The 18401-nt window shown below is 64.3% G+C and carries 14 protein-coding genes; 8 read left to right on the top strand and 6 right to left on the bottom strand.

Annotated features, from left to right (window positions below; all coding sequences use genetic code 11):
* Positions 1-101: 101 nt before the first annotated feature.
* Positions 102-2390: a mechanosensitive ion channel family protein gene (locus tag X751_RS141910; protein ID WP_245265816.1), complete on the bottom strand. Its 2289-nt coding sequence runs from the start codon at positions 2388-2390 to the stop codon at positions 102-104.
* Positions 2391-2672: 282 nt separating this feature from the next.
* Between X751_RS141910 and X751_RS141915 the strand changes: the two genes are divergently transcribed.
* The 8 genes from X751_RS141915 to X751_RS141950 all read left to right on the top strand — a co-directional run bounded on the left by X751_RS141915 (position 2673) and on the right by X751_RS141950 (position 13609).
* Entirely contained in the window at positions 2673-3275 is a 603-nt protein-coding gene (locus tag X751_RS141915; protein ID WP_023667842.1) for an ANTAR domain-containing response regulator, read from the top strand.
* A 2-nt stretch (positions 3276-3277) separates the two neighbouring features.
* Entirely contained in the window at positions 3278-4516 is a 1239-nt protein-coding gene (locus X751_RS141920; RefSeq protein WP_023745649.1) for a CmpA/NrtA family ABC transporter substrate-binding protein, read from the top strand.
* Positions 4517-4858: 342 nt separating this feature from the next.
* Positions 4859-6187: a CmpA/NrtA family ABC transporter substrate-binding protein gene (locus X751_RS141925; RefSeq protein ID WP_023745648.1), complete on the top strand. Its 1329-nt coding sequence runs from the start codon at positions 4859-4861 to the stop codon at positions 6185-6187.
* 92 nt (positions 6188-6279) lie between these two features.
* On the top strand, positions 6280-7170 hold the full coding sequence (ntrB, locus tag X751_RS141930) for a nitrate ABC transporter permease (RefSeq protein WP_023682697.1): 891 nt from the start codon (positions 6280-6282) through the stop codon (positions 7168-7170).
* A 10-nt stretch (positions 7171-7180) separates the two neighbouring features.
* Entirely contained in the window at positions 7181-7978 is a 798-nt protein-coding gene (locus tag X751_RS141935) for an ABC transporter ATP-binding protein (protein ID WP_023667847.1), read from the top strand.
* A gap of 4 nt (positions 7979-7982) precedes the next feature.
* Entirely contained in the window at positions 7983-10433 is a 2451-nt protein-coding gene (gene nirB, locus X751_RS141940) for a nitrite reductase large subunit NirB (RefSeq protein ID WP_023686953.1), read from the top strand.
* Positions 10434-10438: 5 nt separating this feature from the next.
* On the top strand, positions 10439-10768 hold the full coding sequence (nirD, locus tag X751_RS141945) for a nitrite reductase small subunit NirD (protein ID WP_023745647.1): 330 nt from the start codon (positions 10439-10441) through the stop codon (positions 10766-10768).
* 3 nt (positions 10769-10771) lie between these two features.
* On the top strand, positions 10772-13609 hold the full coding sequence (locus X751_RS141950) for a nitrate reductase (RefSeq protein ID WP_031247200.1): 2838 nt from the start codon (positions 10772-10774) through the stop codon (positions 13607-13609).
* 67 nt (positions 13610-13676) lie between these two features.
* Here the strand turns inward: X751_RS141950 and X751_RS141955 are convergent, their stop codons facing one another.
* The 5 genes from X751_RS141955 to X751_RS141975 are packed head-to-tail and all read right to left on the bottom strand — an operon-like array spanning position 13677 to position 18400.
* Complete coding sequence (locus X751_RS141955; RefSeq protein WP_031247199.1) at positions 13677-14972, bottom strand: FAD-dependent oxidoreductase; 1296 nt, start codon at positions 14970-14972, stop codon at positions 13677-13679.
* Positions 14969-15952: a branched-chain amino acid ABC transporter permease gene (locus X751_RS141960; protein WP_031247198.1), complete on the bottom strand. Its 984-nt coding sequence runs from the start codon at positions 15950-15952 to the stop codon at positions 14969-14971. Before X751_RS141960 ends, X751_RS141955 begins: the two co-directional genes overlap by 4 nt.
* Entirely contained in the window at positions 15949-16857 is a 909-nt protein-coding gene (locus X751_RS141965; protein ID WP_023745643.1) for a branched-chain amino acid ABC transporter permease, read from the bottom strand. The genes X751_RS141960 and X751_RS141965 overlap by 4 nt, the downstream gene beginning before the upstream one ends.
* Complete coding sequence (locus tag X751_RS141970) at positions 16854-17603, bottom strand: ABC transporter ATP-binding protein (protein ID WP_023745642.1); 750 nt, start codon at positions 17601-17603, stop codon at positions 16854-16856. The genes X751_RS141965 and X751_RS141970 overlap by 4 nt, the downstream gene beginning before the upstream one ends.
* Positions 17600-18400 (bottom strand): ABC transporter ATP-binding protein, encoded by an 801-nt coding sequence (locus tag X751_RS141975; protein WP_023745641.1) that lies wholly within the window; start codon positions 18398-18400, stop codon positions 17600-17602. Before X751_RS141975 ends, X751_RS141970 begins: the two co-directional genes overlap by 4 nt.
* Position 18401 lies beyond the last annotated feature (1 nt).

The following is an 18401-nucleotide window of genomic DNA, read 5'->3' as shown; positions in this document are numbered from 1 at the left end:
CGGCGATCAGGTCGTCGCTATCGGCAGCTCGACTAGCGTGGTGTCGCGGGTCCAGGCTTTGCGCGGAAAGCCGTGTTGCGACCGGCGGGTATCACAGCGTCCTACTCCGTTGTGCCGGCTTTTTTTCTGCGCCGATTGGTGTGCGACTGGGCGACGGCCATTCGTAATTCAGGTGTGACCTCCAAACGCGCATTCTCTGTCCCATGCGGGTCTTGCAGCCCCTGGACGTGGACGGTCGGGAATGGGAGCTCGATGCCCTGCTCCTTGAAGGCCTGGCGGAGGCGCAAAAAGAACCTGCCTTTCATGCTGAAGGCGCCTCCAGGTCTGGTCGTGACCTTGACCCTCAAGACGATGCCGTACTCGCCGAACTCCTGCACCCCCTGCATCTTGATCGGTTCGATCACCCAGTGTTTGAACTCCGGATCTTCCGCCAGTTCCAGGCCAATTCGCTTGATCAGTTTGCGAGCAAAGTCGATATCGGTGTCATAGCCAACGGTGATGTTGAATTTGTCGGTGACCCAGTCACGGCTCTGGTTCTGCACGGCGCCGAGTTCGCCGAAAGGTATCGTGAACAGCGGACCACGATGGTGGCGCAGCTTCACCGAGCGCAGCGAAAAGCTCTCCACCGTACCCCTGTAGCTGCCCGATGAAATGTATTCGCCGACACGGAAAGCATCGTCGAGCAGATAAAACACGCCAGAGATCACGTCCTTGACGATGGTTTGCGCGCCAAAACCCACGGCGACGCCGACGACGCCGGCGCCGGCGATCAGCGGGCCGATCTGGATGCCGATCGAAGCGAGCATCATCAGCACCGCCATCACGATGATCACTGCTAGCAGAATGTTCTGGATGATCGGCAACAGCGTGTGCAGCCGCGCCTGATGCGGATCGAGGGTGAGGATGTCTTCTTCGCTCACCACCGCTTGCGGTATCGCGACGCCCAGCTTTCGTTCGATCAAGGCTTTGATGATCGACCAGCCGAAATCGGCAGCAAGGGCAATGACCACGACGTTGATCAAGCCGCGCAATATGAGCATGGTGGTCGTATCGCTGCCGCGCATGGATTGCATGTCCAGGCCCAGTACGCGTGCGAGAAGGTAAGCCGCCGCGAGGATGAAAATCATCCGGATACCGCGATCGATGACAGCGATCGTCACCGCCGGGATCGTCGGCCGGCCGGCATCTTCCGAACCGGGCCGCAGGACGAAATTAACCCCGCGCTCTGTCAGCACAATTGCCAAAGGCAGGAAGAATGCGGTGAAGGTAAACCAGAAGAATGTGTAGAGGCCGGCAATGCGTTCGAGGAACAGAACGACGAAGTAAGCCGTCAACAACCATGTCACTGCCGTGTCACCGCTGTGGCGCGCGCCGTCTCGCTGCGTTCTTGGCCGACGCCAAATGGCCAGCAGGAAGAGCAACAGCAGGATGAAATCGGCGCCCACCGACAGGACCATCATTCCGTCCTGGTCTATGCCGAGACCCGGCAAGAGGACAAACGCGGCGGCGAAGAAGGCGAAAACGCCGACGATCCGGGGCAGCCAATAAGCCCAATGGTCAGCAGCTCCGTTGGTGATCGGCAGGGCACGAACCTCGATGGCGTGCTCGACCTCCATGAAAGAAGGGACGAGTGTGGCCATCACGTATAGGCGCACAGCCCACGTAAAGACCGCAGCCATCAGAAATGTCAGCACAATCTCGCGGATGAGCGCTGGCCAGTCGAACAGCATGAACGCACCGGCGCTGCCCAGCGCGAACGAGCCGATCATCATGCTGGAATAAAGCGTGCGGCCGCCGATCTTCTTGGCCCGCCCGATGGGCGTATCTCTGGGTTGCGCGATGATCCAAAGACGAAATGGACGGGTGAGCTTGTATATTGCCCAGGTGAGCGCCAGGCCGGCAGCGATAAAGATCGCAATCAGCACCAATATGCTGACGGGGCCCTTGCTGGACATATCGTCCATGGTATTGGCCCGGACGCGCGCGAACTGGTCCGGCAGCGAAGGCAAGGTTCGCACGATCTTTTCGATGTGATGCTTGATCCGATCGAGCGTCGAGGATGCCATAGTATTCATCTGGCCCGGTGCGGCCACGGCGTCGGCCGGCGGAGCGCTAGTCTCGGCAGGCGCTTCCGTCGATCCTGCGGCCGGATTTCGTTGCTCGGCCACCCAGGCCTTCACCGACGGATCGTCGAGAAGCTCGAACAGCTGTTTGACCTTGTCGGGCGTGACGGCGGCCGGTGCCTGGGCCTGTGCCGGACCAGCCAACAGGAGGGCGATGCCAAGGACGAGTGGCCCGGCTATCAGGACGAACATCGCCGTCAGGTTCCCGGGACGCCGTGCCGGGCGCGCCGGCTCCCTGGCCCCCAATCGTCGTTTCATGAGCAGCATCGTGCGGTAACCTTCCGGTCAGATCGGCGAGCAAGGACAGCTATGTCCGTCGTTGCCCCCACCTTTAACAAGCCGATGTTGCGGTGCAAGTCTCATCGCACCTAGACCGTTGGGTAGGGCACCAGGCGACCGGCAAGGCTGTCATCACCAGCGCCAGCGTTGCGCTGCGTTCCTTGTCCCGACCACCTAGACCGGGTCGTTGTCGGTCGTCGGTTGCTCCGCGGCGGGAGCCTGTGACCATGCCGCATTGCACAATTTTGCGACCTTGCCCACAATGCACGCATGGTCCGCAGCTCACTCGCCGTCCTGGTCATCGACGAAAACCGTATCCGCGCCGCGATCATCGAGGCAGGTTTGCGCGAGGCCGGCCATGAGCGGGTCACCGTCATCCACGACGTGACCGGCATTGCGCGGCGCATCGCCGAGATCGAGCCGGACGTCATCGTCATCGACCTGGAAAACCCGAACCGCGACATGCTGGAAAACATGTTCCAGCTGTCGCGTGCGGTGAAGCGGCCGATCGCCATGTTCGTCGACCGATCGGACCAGGCATCGATCGAAGCGGCGGTCGATGCCGGCGTTTCGGCCTATGTCGTCGACGGCCTCAGGCAAGAGCGCGTCAAGCCGATCCTGGACATGGCGGTCAGCCGCTTCAACGCTTTCTCGCGCATGGCGCGCGAGCTGGAAGAGGTTCGAGGGGAGCTTGAGAGCCGCAAGGTGATCGACCGTGCCAAGGGCATCCTGATGAAGTCGCGCGGCCTGACCGAAGAGGCCGCCTACACGCTGCTGCGCAAGACGGCGATGAACCAGAACCGCAAGATCGGCGACATTGCTCAGAGCCTGGTGACTGCCGCCGGGCTGCTCGGGCCGTCGGAGGACGAATGAGCATGAGCGCCGAGCACCAGATCACCGCCGGCTTCATGCCGCTCTTCGACAGTGCCGTGCTGGTTGCGGCGGGTGAGCTTGGATTTGCCGCGCGCGAGGGCATCGATCTCACACTTCACCGCGAGACCTCCTGGGCCAACATCCGCGACCGCATCGCCATCGGCCATTTCCACCTGGCGCACATGCTGGGGCCGATGCCGCTCGCCTGCAATCTCGGGCTGACGCCGCTTGCTTCCGAGACCATCGTGCCGTTTTCGCTCGGGCTTGGCGGCAATTGCGTCACCATCTCCAACGCCGTCTGGGAAGGCATGGCGGCACACGGCGCCATACCCGATCTCGAGCCCGCGCGCGCGGGCGCAGCCCTCGGTGCCTTCATTCGCGACCGCGCCGGGGCTGGCGGCGATCCGCTGCGCTTTGCCGTGGTGCACCCGCATTCGGGGCATAATTACGAACTGCGCTACTGGCTTGCCGGGTGCGGCATCGATCCGGAGCGCGAGATCGAGATCGTCATCGTGCCACCGCCCTTCATGGCCGATGCGCTGGTCGCCGGGCGGATCGACGGCTACTGCGTCGGCGAGCCCTGGAACAGCGCCTCGGTCGCCGCCGGCACCGGCCATATCGTCACCGTCAAGGCGCTGCTGTGGCGCAACAGTCCGGAGAAGGTGATCGGCGTGCGCAAGGCGTGGTCGCAGGAGAACCCGGTCGCGCTGGCAGCATTGCTGCGCGCGCTGCATCATTCGGCGCGCTGGTGCCAGGATCGGCGCAACCACGCCGAACTGGCTGGTGTGATGGCTCAAGCTGGCTTCCTGGGCCTGCCACCAGCTGTCCAGATGCCGATCCTGACCGGCCATCTTGAACTGGGCGGCGGCGCCGAACTGGATGTCGACGACTTCTTCCTGCCCTTCGACAAGGCGGCGAACTTTCCGTGGAAGAGCCATGCGCTGTGGTTCTATACGCAGATGGTGCGCTGGGGGCATGTCGAGCACACGCCGGAAAACCTTGCTATCGCCCGTGACTGCTACCGTCCGGACCTCTACCGCTCGGCGCTAAAGCCGCTTGGCGTTGCACTTCCCGGCGCCAATGCGAAGGTCGAGGGCGCGCTTAAGGTCGCCACGGCTGTCGGTGCGACCGGGGCAGGCTTGGTGCTTGGGCCGGACGGCTTCTTCGACGGTCAGACCTTCGACCCCGACGAGATCGACGGCTATATAGCGCGCCAGAAAGCCGCTCGCGCGGAAGCCTGATCATTCTCGCGCCATTCTTGTGCATTGCACAAAAAATGTGCGTGCGATTGCTGAGTGAACAATCTTTGATCTGCTTGCGATGTCGGCTCGCGTGCCGGCATCTGGTGCGTAATGTTGATTTCATTTAGGTTTTTCGTTTCACCCAAAACTGGCACGGTTCCTGCTTTGAATTAGTCAGGCCCTTCGCGGGTCACGGAACAGGCGTCCAATGGCGGGCGCCACAGGCAAAGCTGCCGCTCAGGTCAACGACGCGATCCCGGATGTACGGACGCGCGAGGCCTGGACGGCGGCTTTTTTGTTTTGGCAACTCGACGAAGCCCTCGCGTTCAACCGGAGATCACGATGAAAGAAAAAATAGGGAAATGGATCGGGACGGGAACATCGCTCAAGGATGTGACGCGCCGCGATTTTCTTGTCAGCAGCGCCATGACGGCCGGCCTGTTCGTGGCGGCCCGCAAGCTCTTCCCCTCGGGCGCCTATGCCGCCACGACCGCTCCGGAGGTCACCGGCGCCAAGCTCGGCTTCATCGCGCTGACCGACGCGGCGCCGCTGATGATCGCCAAGGAGAAGGGGCTGTTCGCCAAGTTCGGCATGCCCGACGTCGAGGTGCTCAAGCAGGCCTCCTGGGGCGCGACGCGCGACAATCTGATGCTCGGCGGCGCAGCCAACGGCATCGACGGCGCTCACATCCTGACGCCGCTGCCCTATCTCATGCACACCGGCAAGGTGACGCAGAACAACCAGCCGATGCCGATGGCTATCGTGGCGCGGCTCAACTACGACTGCCAGGGCATTTCGGTTGCGCAGGAATACGCCGGCACCGGTGTCGGCCTCGACGCCTCCAAGCTGAAGGACGCCTTCGCCGCCAAGAAGGCGGCCGGCAAGGAAATCAAGGCCGCCATGACGTTCCCGGGCGGCACCCATGATTTGTGGCTCCGTTACTGGCTGGCCGCCGGCGGCATCGATCCCGACAAGGACGTCTCGACCATTGTCGTGCCGCCGCCGCAGATGGTCGCCAACATGAAAGTCGGCAACATGGACGTGTTCTGCGTTGGCGAACCGTGGAACGAACAGCTCGTCCACCAAGGCGTTGGTTTCACCGCCGCCACCACCGGCGAACTGTGGAAGGGTCATCCCGAAAAGGCGCTCGGCCTCCGCGCCGAATTCATCGACAAATACCCGAACGCCACCAAGGCGATCGTGATGGCCGTCATGGAGGCCCAGCAATGGTGCGAGGCCACGGAGAACAAGGACGAGATGGCCGCCATCATCGGCAAGCGGCAATGGATGAACGTGCCTGTCGCCGACATTATCGGCCGCCTCAAGGGCGACATCAACTACGGCAACGGCCGCGTGGCCACCGGCACTGACCTCTACATGAAATTCTGGAAGGGTGGCGTCTCCTATCCCTACAAGAGCCACGACAGCTGGTTCCTCGCCGAAAACATCCGTTGGGGAAAATTCGCGCCGACCACCGACATCAAGACGCTGGTCGATCAGGTCAATCGCGAGGATATCTGGCGCGAGGCGGCGAAGGATCTCGGCGTTGCCGCAGCCGATATTCCGGCCTCGTCGTCGCGCGGCGTCGAGACCTTCTTCGACGGCAAGATTTTCGACCCGGCCAACCCGTCGGCCTATCTCGACAGCCTGAAGATCAAGGCATCGGCTTGACCAGCGCAAACGGCGCGTTCCGCCGTTTGTCGCCCCAGCGCAACGGCGCTTCGCCGTTGTCGCCCGCACCGACCCCGGAGTTATACCCAGACATGTCCATCCAAGCCATTGAGGAAACCACGGTGAAGGCGTTCCCCGCCAAGCCTGCCGCAGTCATCGCTTTCACCGCCAAAGCGCGGCGCCGCTTCGACCCGATCGCGATCGCCGGCAGGCTGGCCACCGCCCTGGTGCCGCCGGTCATCGTTATCGCCTTCATGCTGGTCGTGTGGCAGATCGCCTGCTCGTCGCCGACCGCCAGCCTACCGCCGCCCAGCCAGGTGTGGAACGAGGCCTATGACCTGATCGCGCATCCGTTCTTCAACAACGGCCCGCAGGATATCGGCCTTGCGTGGCGGGTGCTGATCTCTCTGCAGCGCGTCGCCATCGGCTTCGGCCTGGCGGCGATCGTCGGCGTCGCGCTCGGCGCCCTGGTCGGCCAGTCGATCTGGGCCATGCGTGGCCTCGATCCGGTGTTCCAGATACTGCGCACCGTGCCGCCGCTGGCCTGGTTGCCGCTGTCGCTGGCTGCTTTCCGCGATTCCAGCCCGTCGGCGCTGTTCGTTATCTTCATCACCTCGATCTGGCCGATCATCATCAACACCGCCGTCGGCGTGCGAAACATTCCGGAAGACTACCGCAACGTCTCGCGCATCTTGCGGCTCAACCAGTTCGAATTCTTCGTCAAGATCATGGTTCCGGCCGCCGCACCCTACATCTTCACCGGCCTCAGAATCGGCATCGGCCTGTCCTGGCTCGCCATCGTCGCCGCCGAAATGCTGACCGGCGGCGTCGGCATCGGCTTCTTCATCTGGGACGCCTGGAACTCGTCGCGGCTGCCCGACATCATCGTCGCGCTCGCCTATATCGGCGTCACCGGCTTCTGCCTCGACCGCCTGGTCGCTGCGGTCGGCGCTTTCGTCACCCGCGGCACAACGGCAAAGTGAGGAGAGGGCGATGACGGCCTATCTGAAGCTCGACCATATCGACAAATCCTTTGCCCGCGGCGGTCAGGTCAGCGAGGTGCTCAAGGACATCAGGCTGACCATCGACAAGGGCGAATTCGTCTCCATCATCGGCCATTCCGGCTGTGGCAAGTCGACCTTGCTCAATCTGATCGCCGGGCTGACCAAGGTTTCCGCCGGCGCCGTGCTGCTTGAAAACAAGGAGGTCGACAGCCCCGGACCCGAGCGCGCCGTGGTGTTCCAGAACCACAGCCTGCTGCCATGGCTCACCGTCTACGAAAACATCAGCCTGGCGGTGTCGAAAGTCTTTGGCCGTTCCAAGAGCAGGACCGAGCGACATGACTGGATCATGCGCAATCTCGATCTCGTGCAGATGGCCCATGCCAAGGACAAGCGGCCGGCCGAAATATCGGGCGGCATGAAGCAGCGCGTCGGCATTGCCCGGGCGCTTGCCATGGAGCCGAAGATCCTGTTGCTCGACGAGCCGTTCGGGGCACTCGACGCGCTGACGCGCGCCCATCTGCAGGATGCGGTTATGGACATCCATTCCAGGCTCGGCTCGACGACGATCATGATCACCCACGATGTCGACGAGGCGGTGCTGTTGTCCGACCGCATCGTCATGATGACCAACGGTCCGGCGGCGACAATCGGCGAGGTGCTTGCGGTGCCGCTGCTGCGGCCGCGTCGACGCGTCGAACTCTCTTCCGACCGCACCTTCCTGCGCTGCCGCGAAGCGGTGCTGAAGTTCCTCTATGAACGCCACCGCTTCGTCGAAGCCGCGGAGTAACGCCATGACCGAAAAACTCGTCATCATCGGCAACGGCATGGCCCCCGGGCGCATGCTGGAGCATCTGCTCGAACAGGCGCCGGGCCGCTACACCGTGACCATTTTCAACGCCGAGCCGCGGGTGAACTACGACCGCATCATGCTGTCGCCGGTTCTCTCCGGCGAAAAGGCCTATGAGGAAATCATCATCCACGGCGACGGCTGGTACATCGCCAACAACATCACCCTCTACAAAGGTCACAAGATCGTCGCCATCGACCGGGCGGCCAAGACAGTCACCTCCGATCACGGCGTCACCGAGCCTTACGACAAGCTCGTCATCGCCACCGGATCGGTGCCCTTTATCATTCCGGTGCCCGGCCATGATCTGCCGGGGGTGCTGACCTATCGCGACCTCGACGATGTTCAGGCCATGATGCTTGCCGCCCAGTCGCGCGCCAAGGCCGTGGTCATCGGCGGCGGCCTGCTCGGGCTGGAGGCGGCAGCAGGTTTGAACGCCCAAGGCATGGACGTCACCGTGCTGCATGTCATGCCGACATTGATGGAGCGTCAGCTCGATCCAGCCGCCGGCTATCTCCTGCAGCGCGCGGTGGAACAGCGCGGCATCAAGGTCATCACCAAGGCCAACACCCAGGCGATCACCGGCAACGGCAAGGTCGGGCAGGTGGAGCTTGCCGACGGCACTATTATCCCGGCAACGCTGGTGGTGATGGCGGTCGGCATCCGGCCGAATGCGGCGCTGGCCAGGGAGGCCGGCATAGCCGTCAATCGTGGTATTGTCGTCGATGCCGGCATGCGCAGCAACGACCCCGACATCTACGCGCTCGGCGAATGCGCCGAGGTCTACGGCCAGGTCTACGGGCTGGTCGCGCCGCTCTACGAGATGGCGCGCGTTGCCGCGAACCAGTTGGCCGGCAACGAGGCAGCGGCCTTCGTCCACATGGACACGCCGACCAAGCTCAAGGTCACCGGCATCGACCTGTTCTCGCTTGGCGACTTCGCCGAAGGCGAGGACCGCCAGGAGATCGTGCTGCGCGATGCCGCCGCCGGCGTCTACAAGCGCCTTGTGCTCAAGGACGACCGCATCATCGGCACCGTGCTTTATGGCGAGACGGCGGATGGGGCCTGGTTCAACGATCTCAAGAAGAAGCAGACCGACATATCGGAGATGCGCGACACGCTCATCTTCGGCCAGTCCTACCAGGGGGGTGCCCCGCTGGACCCTATGGCGGCCGTTGCAGCCTTGCCGGATGATGCGGAAATCTGCGGCTGCAACGGCGTTTGCAAGGGCAAGATCACCGGCGCGATCACGGCCAAGGGCCTGGCTTCGCTCGACGACGTGCGCGCCCACACCAAGGCATCGGCTTCCTGCGGTTCGTGCACCGGGCTGGTCGAGAAGCTGATGGTGCTGACCATCGGCGACAAATACAACCCGGCCGCCGTGCAACCGATGTGCGGCTGCACCACGCTCGGCCATGACGAGGTGCGCCGGCTGATCATCGCCAAGAGCCTGAAGACCATTCCCGCCGTCATGCAGGAGCTGGAATGGACGACCTCCTGCGGCTGCGCAAAATGTCGGCCGGCGCTCAACTACTACCTCGTCTGCGACTGGCCGAACGATTACGCCGACGACTATCAGTCGCGCTTCATCAACGAACGCGTCCACGCCAACATCCAGAAGGACGGCACCTATTCGGTGGTGCCGCGCATGTGGGGCGGCGTCACCAACGCCGCCGAACTGCGCGCCATCGCCGACGTCGTCGACAAGTTCGAGATACCGATGGTCAAGGTCACCGGCGGCCAGCGCATCGACATGCTGGGCATCCGCAAGGAGGATCTGCCGGCGGTGTGGGCCGATCTCGGCCAGGCCGGCTTCGTCTCAGGCCATGCTTACGCCAAGGGCCTGCGCACGGTGAAGACCTGTGTCGGCTCCGACTGGTGCCGCTTCGGCACGCAGGATTCGACCGGCCTCGGCATTCGCATCGAGAAATTCATGTGGGGCTCGTGGACCCCGGCCAAGGTCAAAATGGCGGTGTCGGGCTGTCCGCGCAACTGCGCCGAGGCGACCTGCAAGGATGTCGGCGTGATCTGTGTCGACAGTGGCTACGAGATCCATTTCGCCGGCGCCGCCGGCCTCGACATCAAGGGCACCGAAGTGCTTGGCCTGGTCAAGACCGAGGACGAGGCGCTGGAGCATATCGTGGCGCTGACGCAGATGTACCGCGAGCAGGGCCGCTATCTCGAGCGCATCTACAAATGGGCCAAGCGCATCGGTATCCCCGAGATCAAGCGCCAGATCATGGACGACGGTGCCAAGCGCAAGGCCTATTACGAACGCTTCGTCTTCAGCCAGAAATTCGCCCAAGTCGACCCGTGGTCGGAACGCGTCTCCGGCAAGGACAAGCACGAGTTCCGGCCAATGGCTTCTGTCGGGTTTGCGCAGGCTGCGGAGTGATTAAAATGGACTGGATCGCAATCGGCTCGCTCTCCGACATCCCCCGCCGCGGCGCGCGCTGCGTCGACACACCCGAGGGTAAGATCGCCGTCTTCCGCACGCAGGACGATCAGGTCTATGCCATCGACGACCATTGCCCGCACAAGGGTGGGCCGCTGAGCCAAGGCATCGTCCACGGCACCGCCGTCACCTGCCCCTTGCACAATTGGGTCATTTCGCTGGAGACGGGCAAGGCGCTCGGCGCCGACGAGGGCGTGGTGCGCACCATTCCTGTGCGGATCGAGGGCGAGCACCTGTTCATTGCGCTGAAAGCGCTGGCCAGCCGCGCGGCCTGAAGCATGGAACCTGGCGAAGCGCGCGAGGTGAGGACCACCTGCCCCTATTGCGGGGTAGGTTGCGGCGTGCTGGCGAAGGTCGCCGCGGACGGTGAAGTCACTGTCCGCGGCGACCCCGACCATCCAGCCAATTTCGGTAGGCTCTGCTCGAAGGGTTCCGCGCTTGCCGAGACCATCGACCTCGACGGCAGGCTGCTCTACCCCGAAATCCACGGCCGCCATGCCGGCTGGGACGAGGCGCTCGATCTCGTCGCTTCGACCCTCTCGCAAACCATCGCCGAGCATGGTCCGGACTCCGTCGCCTTCTATGTCTCGGGCCAGTTGCTGACCGAAGACTATTATGTCGCCAACAAGCTGATGAAGGGCTTCATCGGCTCGGCCAACATCGACACCAATTCCCGCCTGTGCATGGCCTCGTCGGTTGCCGGCCACCGCCGCGCCTTCGGCTCCGACACCGTGCCCGGCACTTACGAGGATCTCGAGCTCGCCGACCTGATCGTGCTGGTCGGCTCCAATCTCGCCTGGTGCCATCCCGTGCTCTTCCAGCGCATCGCGACGGCCCGGGAAAAACGACCGGAGATGAAGGTCGTGCTGGTCGACCCGCGCCGCACAATGACCGCTGATATCGCCGACATGCACCTGGCGATCGCGCCGGATGGCGACGTTGCTTTGTTCACTGGTCTGCTCGCCTGGCTTGGCCAGCACAACGCGCTCGACCGCGCCTACATCACCGCCCACACGACTGGCTTCGGGCAAGCGCTCTTCGCCGCCTCGAAACTCGATCTTGCCGGCGCTGCCGCCGCCACCGGCTTGAGCGAAGAGGAGCTTGCCCGCTTCTACAGCCTGTTTGCCGCCACAGCGAAGACCGTCACCGTCTACAGCCAAGGCGTCAACCAGTCGTCTTCGGGCACCGACAAGGTCAACGCCATCATCAACTGCCATCTTGCCACCGGCCGCATCGGCAAACCTGGGGCCGGACCGTTTTCAGTGACCGGCCAGCCCAACGCCATGGGCGGCCGCGAGGTCGGCGGCATGGCCAATATGCTGGCCGCCCATATGGAGATCGAAAACCCCGAGCACCGCGACCGCGTGCAGCGTTTCTGGAATGCGCCGGCCGTCGCCCCAAAGCCCGGTCTGAAGGCGGTCGAGATGTTTCAGGCGATCGCTGCCGGGCGCATCAAGGCATTGTGGATCATGGCCACCAACCCGGTCGATTCGATGCCGGACGCCGATGCCGTCGAGGCAGCGATCAAGGCTTGCCCGTTCGTCGTGGTGTCGGACGTGCTGGCGAGCACGGACACCGTGCGCCACGCCCATGTGCGGCTGCCTGCCGCCGCATGGGGCGAGAAGGACGGCACCGTGACCAATTCAGAGCGCCGCATCTCGCGCCAGCGCAGTTTTCTTGCAGTGCCCGGTGAGGCGCGGCCGGATTGGTTGATCGTCGCCGAGGTGGGCAAGCGGATGGGGTTTGACGAGGCGTTTTCCTATTCGTCGCCAGCGGAAATCTTCGCCGAACATGCCGCGCTGTCCGGGTTCGAGAATGACGGCGCACGGGATTTCGATATTGGTGGTTATGCTGGTGTTGATAAGGAGGCCTATGCAGCGCTTGAGCCTTTCCAATGGCCGGCGCCGAGCCCAGCCACCCCCCTCTGGCCTGCCGGCCATCTCCCCCGCAAGGGGGGAGATCAGCCGTCGCCTCGGCCTTCGCCAATTACCAACGATGCAGAAGATATGCCGGCGTCAAAGCTGCCAATCTCCCCCCTTGCGGGGGAGATGTCCGGCAGGACAGAGGGGGGTGTTCAAGCGGGACTTGACCCTTCCAGCACCCGCTTCTTCGCCAACGGCAATTTCTACAATCCCGACCGCAAGGCGCGCTTCATCGCCATTCGTCCCATCGTCGAGACACGCACCAGCCCGGACTATCCGCTGATCCTCAACACCGGCCGTGTTCGCGACCATTGGCACACGATGACCCGCACTGGGAAAAGCCCACGTCTCTCCCAGCACATGGCCGAGCCCTTCGTCGAGATCCACCCGGCGGATGCCACGCATCACGGCATTGGCGACGCCGACATCGTGCGCGTCTCCAGCCTGCGCGGGGATGTGCTGGTGCGCGCGCTGGTGACGGCACGCCAGCGCCGGGGGAGCGTGTTTGCGCCGATGCACTGGACCGATCAGTTTTCGGCAAAGGGCCGCCTCGACACGCTGACCGCGCCTCTGACCGATCCGGTTTCCGGCCAACCTGCGCTGAAACATGTCGGCGCCCGCATCGAGAAGTTCGCCGCGAGAGCCTTCGGCTTTGCTGTGGTGCGCCGAAAGCCGGTGCCGGTCGCAGCAGATTACTGGGCCGTGGCCAAATGCAAGGGCGGCTGGCGGGTAGAGCTTGCTTTTGCTGACGACGACATCGACTGGGCTGGTTTCGCTGGTTCGCTCTTCGATGTTCCCGTAGCCGATATGCTCGCCTATCACGACCGCGATTCCGGCCAGCATCGCATTGCTGCCTTCGACGACCAGCACCTCGCCGGGGCTTTGTTTATCGCGTCCGGCCCGGTGGCGGTTTCGCGCGGTTGGGCGGCACAACAGCTCGAGGAGGTCTACACCAGCCAGCGCGAACGCTTCAGGATCGTCGCCGGTCGCGCCGGCGCCGATCGGCCCGATGCGGGCGCGACCGTCTGCTCCTGTTTCAACGTCGGGGTCAACCAGATCGCGGCGGCAGTGGCAGCCGGGTGCACGACAGTCGAAGCCATAGGCGGCGCCCTGAAGGCCGGCACCAATTGCGGCTCCTGCCGGTCCGAGATCCGGGCGGTCATTCAGGCCAATCGGGTTCAGGCTGCGGAGTAGGTGCGGCTGGATCTGACGATATCCTCTTGGGCCACCATGGTCATCGATTGCGGAAGGTGGTGGCTGTCTAATCCAGCCGGTCGCGCAGGATGCTCCAGGGGAGCAGCATATTCGGTGCATAGCGCACGAGCTTGTGCAGCGGGATCGGCGCTGGCGGCGCGAAGGGGAGCGGCAGATCGCGGGCGTCCGTTCCGCTCGCCCAGTTGGCCAGCACCTTGCCCATTGCCGTGGTCATGGCGATGCCGCGGCCGTTGCAGGCGAAGCCTGCGATCAGGCCTGGGCCGAGGTCGATGAGACGCGGCAGGAAATCCGGCCCCACCGCCGCCACGCCTGTCCAGCTGTAGGCAAGCGGCGGCAGGTCAGGCAAATCGAGATGCCTGGCGAGCCGTCGCCAGATTGTTTGCGGCACCCGCGTCTCGGCGCCGGCTCCGACGACATGCATGCCGCCGCTGATCAGCCGGTTCTGCCCGTCGAAGCGGCAGGTAAAGAGATTGCGCCTGGTGTCGCCGACGCCCTGGCCGCCCGGCAGCAGGCGCGCGCGTATGGCGCGCGGCAGCGGCGCGGTGGCGATCTGGAAGACTTTCAGCGGGATGTAGGTCCGCGCCAGTGTCGGGTTCAGCGCTCCACCATAGGCGTTGGTGGCGACCAAGACCTTGCCCGCTCGCGTAGTGCCGGACGCGGTCTTCAAGGCCCAGCCATCCGGAGTGCGGTCGATGGAAGTGACACGCGTCTGCTCGAAGATGCGTGCGCCAGCCTTTTCTGCGGCGTCGGCCAGGCCGCGCGCATACTCGACCGGATTGAGGACGCCGCCAGATCTGTCCATCCAGCCGCCGGCATAGCCGTCGATGCCGGTGAGCTCCGTGACCGCCATGGCATCGAGCGCAACGGTCGGCCTGCCCCGCGCCGCCCATTGCTCGGCGCGCGATCGCGTCTTTTCCAGCGCGGCGGACGAATGCGCCGGCTGGATCCAACCATTCTGCACAGCGTCGCATTCGATGCCGTGCCGCTTGATCAGGCCGAAGACGAGATCAGCGCTGCCGGCGGCGAAGTCAACCAGGCGCCCGCCGCGCTCTGGTCCGAGTTCGGCGATGATGTCGTTTGGGTCGCGCTTGGCGAAATTCGGCACGACCAGGCCGGCATTCCGGCCGGTTGCACCCCAGGCAATGAATTCGGCTTCGAGGACCGCGACCGAAAGCCCTTTCTCGGCGGCATGCAATGCCGTCGACAGGCCGGAAAAGCCGCCGCCAATAATCGCGAGATCGACGTCGAGCCCGCCCTGCAGCGCGCCCCGGTCGCGGCGGTTGCGGCTGACGGCATGCCAGAGTGAAACGCCATGCATGTCTTGCCGGATCATGGCATTCATGATCCGGCCTCGCTCTCGCTGGCCGCCGCCTTTGTCTGTTTGCCGGGCTTCGGCCGCCGCGGCCGGTCGCCGAACAGCCCGGTCGGCCTGATCAGCAGGATGAGGCAGAGCATGACGCCGATGGCGACGATCTGCAGCGAGGCCGCGCGGGCCTGTTGCTCGGGCGCAAACAGCACGCTGGTCATGGTGCCCGACCCCGCCCATATCGCCCAGATCAGGATGCTGCCGGCGATGGCGCCGGCATTGCTGCCCGAGCCGCCGACGATCAGCATCACCCAGACCTGGAAGGTCAGGATCGGCAGGTAATTGTCGGGTGCTATGAAGCCGGTGAAATGCGCCTGCAAAGCGCCGGCCAGCGCCATGATGGCGCCGCCAACGGCAAAGGCCTGGACGCGGTAGAAGCGCGCGCTCTTGCCCAGCGAAATCGCTGCCCGCTCGTCCTCGCGCAGCGCCTTCAGCACGCGGCCCCAGGGGCTGCGCGACAAATGCTCCAGAGCGAGATAGGCGATCAGTGTGACCGCGCAGACGACCGCAAGGTTCGACAGGTTGAACAGCAGCGGCGTCTCGGCGAGGCTGCCGAAAGGACGCGGGATGAAACCGATGCCGAACGGTCCGCCGGTCAGTTTCTGGGCGTTGAGCGCGACCAGCTGCACGACGACGGCGACGCCGAAGGTGGTGATCGCCAGGTAGTCGGATCGCAGACGCAGCGTGGCCATGCCGGTAAGTGCTGCGGCGATACCGCCGACGACCATGGCGCCCGCCCAGCCGACCAGGATCGGCAGGCCGAAGCCACCAAGCCGCGCGGCATCGTCCGGGGTCGTCAGCAGCGCTGATGTATAGGCGCCGATGGCGACGAATCCGGCAAGGCCGACATTGAACAGGCCAGTCAGCCCCCACTGCAGATTGAGCCCCAGCGTGACCAGCGAAAAGATCAGCGCGGTGGTCAGGAAGAAAGCGCCGTAGCCGAGCAGATCCATCAGCGTTCCCTCACACCAAACAGGCCGATCGGCCGCACGAACAGCACCGCCATCAGGATGATGAAGGAGATTGCGGCGCGCCATTCGGCGCCGATCAGCTGCACCGCACCGGCTTCGGCAAGGCCGATGATCAGGCCGCCGAGCACGGCGCCCGGTATGCTGCCGATGCCGCCGAGGATGGCGGCGGCAAACATCGGCAGCAACATGTCGAAGCCCATGAACGGGCGGATCTGCACCAGAATGCCGATCATCACGCCGGCGACGCAGGCCAGCGCCCCGCCGATGATCCAGGTGACGCGCACCACGGAGGCTACGTCGATGCCGACGATGCGGGCCAGTGCGGCGTTCTGGCTCAAGGCCTGCATCGAGCGGCCGGTCTGCGTGCGCGTCATCAACAGATGCACGCCGAGCACCAGCACGGCGGTCAGCAGCAGCAGCGCAATCTGGTCGGGCGTTATGCGGATGCCGAAGCCGACCGGCATGGCGATCTGGATCGCCCGGCTGAAATAGGTCGGGCGTGAGCTGAAGGTGAATTCGAGCAGGCTGCGCAGCGCCATCGAGGCGCCGAAGCTCGCCATCACCACGATGATGGCTTGCCCCTGCGAGCGCAGCCGCGAAAACAGCACCTTGTCGAGCAACAGCGCCAGCAGGGCGGTGAAAGTCATGCCGACAACCAGCGCAACCAGCAGCGGCCAGCCGAAAGACAGCGGTCCAATGGGCGCCACCTTGCCGAACATCGCGCCGATGGCGCTGACGACGGCGAGCGTCGCATAGGTTCCCCAGGCCATGAAGTCGCCATGGGCAAAATTCGAGAAGCGCAGGATCGAATAGGTCAGCGTCACGCCGATGGCGCCAAGTCCGATCATCGAGCCGGTCAGCAACCCATCGACGACAAATTGCAGGCTCATGCCGCGCCTTCCTTGCCGGCGTGAGACGGGCGTTGGCCGAGATAGAGTTCGGCGATGACAGGATCGTTCCACAATTCGGACGCCACACCCTCGTGCCGGTCCTTGCCTTCGACCAGCACATAGGCGCGGTCGCCGATGGCCAGCGCTGCCTTGGCGTTCTGTTCGACCAGCAGGATGGTGACGCCGGACCTGCGGATGCCGGCCAGCATCTCGAACACCATCGATACGAATTTCGGCGACAGGCCGGCCGACGGCTCGTCGAGCAGCAGCACCTTGGGATGGACGATCAGCGCACGTGCGACGGCGAGCATCTGCCGCTGTCCGCCCGACAGATTGCCGGCGGCGGTGCGGCGCTGGCGGACGAGGTCGGGGAAGGCCGCATACATTTCCTCGATGCGGGCAGGGATTTCGCGTCGCTCGAGGATGCCGCAGGCGACCTTCAGATTGTCCTCGACCGACATCAGCGGGAAGATGTTCTCCGTCTGCGGTACGAAGGCCAGGCCGAGCCGAACCATGGTGTGCGCGGGAGCGGCGGTGATGTCCTTGCCGTCCAGAAATACGGTGCCGCCGGTGATCGGGACAAGGCCGGCGATCGCCTTGATGAAGCTCGACTTGCCGGCGCCGTTGGGACCGAGCACGACGACGATCTCGCCCTTGCCGACGGTGATCGAGGCGCCGCGCACGATCGGCACGTCGGGCTCGTAGCCGGCTTCGAGGTTGCGCACGTCGAGGACCGTCTCACTCATGCTGGGCCTCCGAGATAGGCCTCGATGACGCGCGGGTCGCGGGCGACCTCTTCCGCAGTGCCTTCGCTGAGCAACTGGCCGCTCGCCATGACCAGCACGCGGTGGCAGAGCCGCGTCACCATGTCGATATTGTGCTCGATCAGCAGAAAGGTGATGCCGTGCGCGTTGATGTCGCGGATGCGGTCGATGATGATCTCGAGCAGCGTCGCGTTGACGCCGGCGGCCGGTTCGTCGAGCAGGATGATCGCCGGGTCGGCCATCATGACGCGGGCGAGTTCGAGCAGCTTGCGCTGGCCGCCGGAAAGCACGCGTGCCGGCTCGTGCGCGAGATGGGTGAGAGTGACCAACTCCAGCAGCTCGAGCGCCTTTGTCCTGGCAGCCCTTTCTTGTGCTGCGACCCGCCAAGGCGTGACGAAGTTGGCGAGCAATTTTTCGCCGGCTTGGCCCTGTGCCGCCAGCATGATGTTTTCGATCAACGTCAGATTGGGCAGCGGGCGTGGGATCTGGAAGGTGCGTCCAAGACCACGGCCGATACGCAGATGAGCGGCTTCGCCGGAGACGCGCGTGCCATTGAGCAGGATATCGCCGCTGGTTGGCAATATGCTGCCGGCGAGCAGGTCGAACATGGTCGTCTTGCCGGCTCCATTGGGTCCGATCAGGCCGAGGATTTCGCCCGCTTTGACATCAAACGAGACATCGCTGACGGCGACAAGACCGCCAAAACGCCTGACGACGTTTCGCGCCGTCAGTACCGGCGCACGGGTCTCCTGCCTTTGGCGCTGCGCTGCATCGCTCATC

Origin of the sequence: Mesorhizobium sp. LNJC394B00, from assembly GCF_000502555.1 — a bacterium.
Lineage (GTDB): Bacteria > Pseudomonadota > Alphaproteobacteria > Rhizobiales > Rhizobiaceae > Mesorhizobium.
This window is presented reverse-complemented; position numbering and strand designations above follow the sequence as displayed.

What these genes read in the sequence shown, in the direction of transcription:
- X751_RS141910 (WP_245265816.1), bottom strand. Translation starts at nt 2,390, where the DNA reads ATGCTGCTCATGAAACGACGATTGGGGGCCAGGGAGCCGGCGCGCCCG.
- X751_RS141915 (WP_023667842.1), top strand. Translation starts at nt 2,673, where the DNA reads ATGGTCCGCAGCTCACTCGCCGTCCTGGTCATCGACGAAAACCGTATC.
- X751_RS141920 (WP_023745649.1), top strand. Translation starts at nt 3,278, where the DNA reads ATGAGCGCCGAGCACCAGATCACCGCCGGCTTCATGCCGCTCTTCGAC.
- X751_RS141925 (WP_023745648.1), top strand. Translation starts at nt 4,859, where the DNA reads ATGAAAGAAAAAATAGGGAAATGGATCGGGACGGGAACATCGCTCAAG.
- ntrB (WP_023682697.1), top strand. Translation starts at nt 6,280, where the DNA reads ATGTCCATCCAAGCCATTGAGGAAACCACGGTGAAGGCGTTCCCCGCC.
- X751_RS141935 (WP_023667847.1), top strand. Translation starts at nt 7,181, where the DNA reads ATGACGGCCTATCTGAAGCTCGACCATATCGACAAATCCTTTGCCCGC.
- nirB (WP_023686953.1), top strand. Translation starts at nt 7,983, where the DNA reads ATGACCGAAAAACTCGTCATCATCGGCAACGGCATGGCCCCCGGGCGC.
- nirD (WP_023745647.1), top strand. Translation starts at nt 10,439, where the DNA reads ATGGACTGGATCGCAATCGGCTCGCTCTCCGACATCCCCCGCCGCGGC.
- X751_RS141950 (WP_031247200.1), top strand. Translation starts at nt 10,772, where the DNA reads ATGGAACCTGGCGAAGCGCGCGAGGTGAGGACCACCTGCCCCTATTGC.
- X751_RS141955 (WP_031247199.1), bottom strand. Translation starts at nt 14,972, where the DNA reads ATGAATGCCATGATCCGGCAAGACATGCATGGCGTTTCACTCTGGCAT.
- X751_RS141965 (WP_023745643.1), bottom strand. Translation starts at nt 16,857, where the DNA reads ATGAGCCTGCAATTTGTCGTCGATGGGTTGCTGACCGGCTCGATGATC.
- X751_RS141970 (WP_023745642.1), bottom strand. Translation starts at nt 17,603, where the DNA reads ATGAGTGAGACGGTCCTCGACGTGCGCAACCTCGAAGCCGGCTACGAG.
- X751_RS141975 (WP_023745641.1), bottom strand. Translation starts at nt 18,400, where the DNA reads ATGAGCGATGCAGCGCAGCGCCAAAGGCAGGAGACCCGTGCGCCGGTA.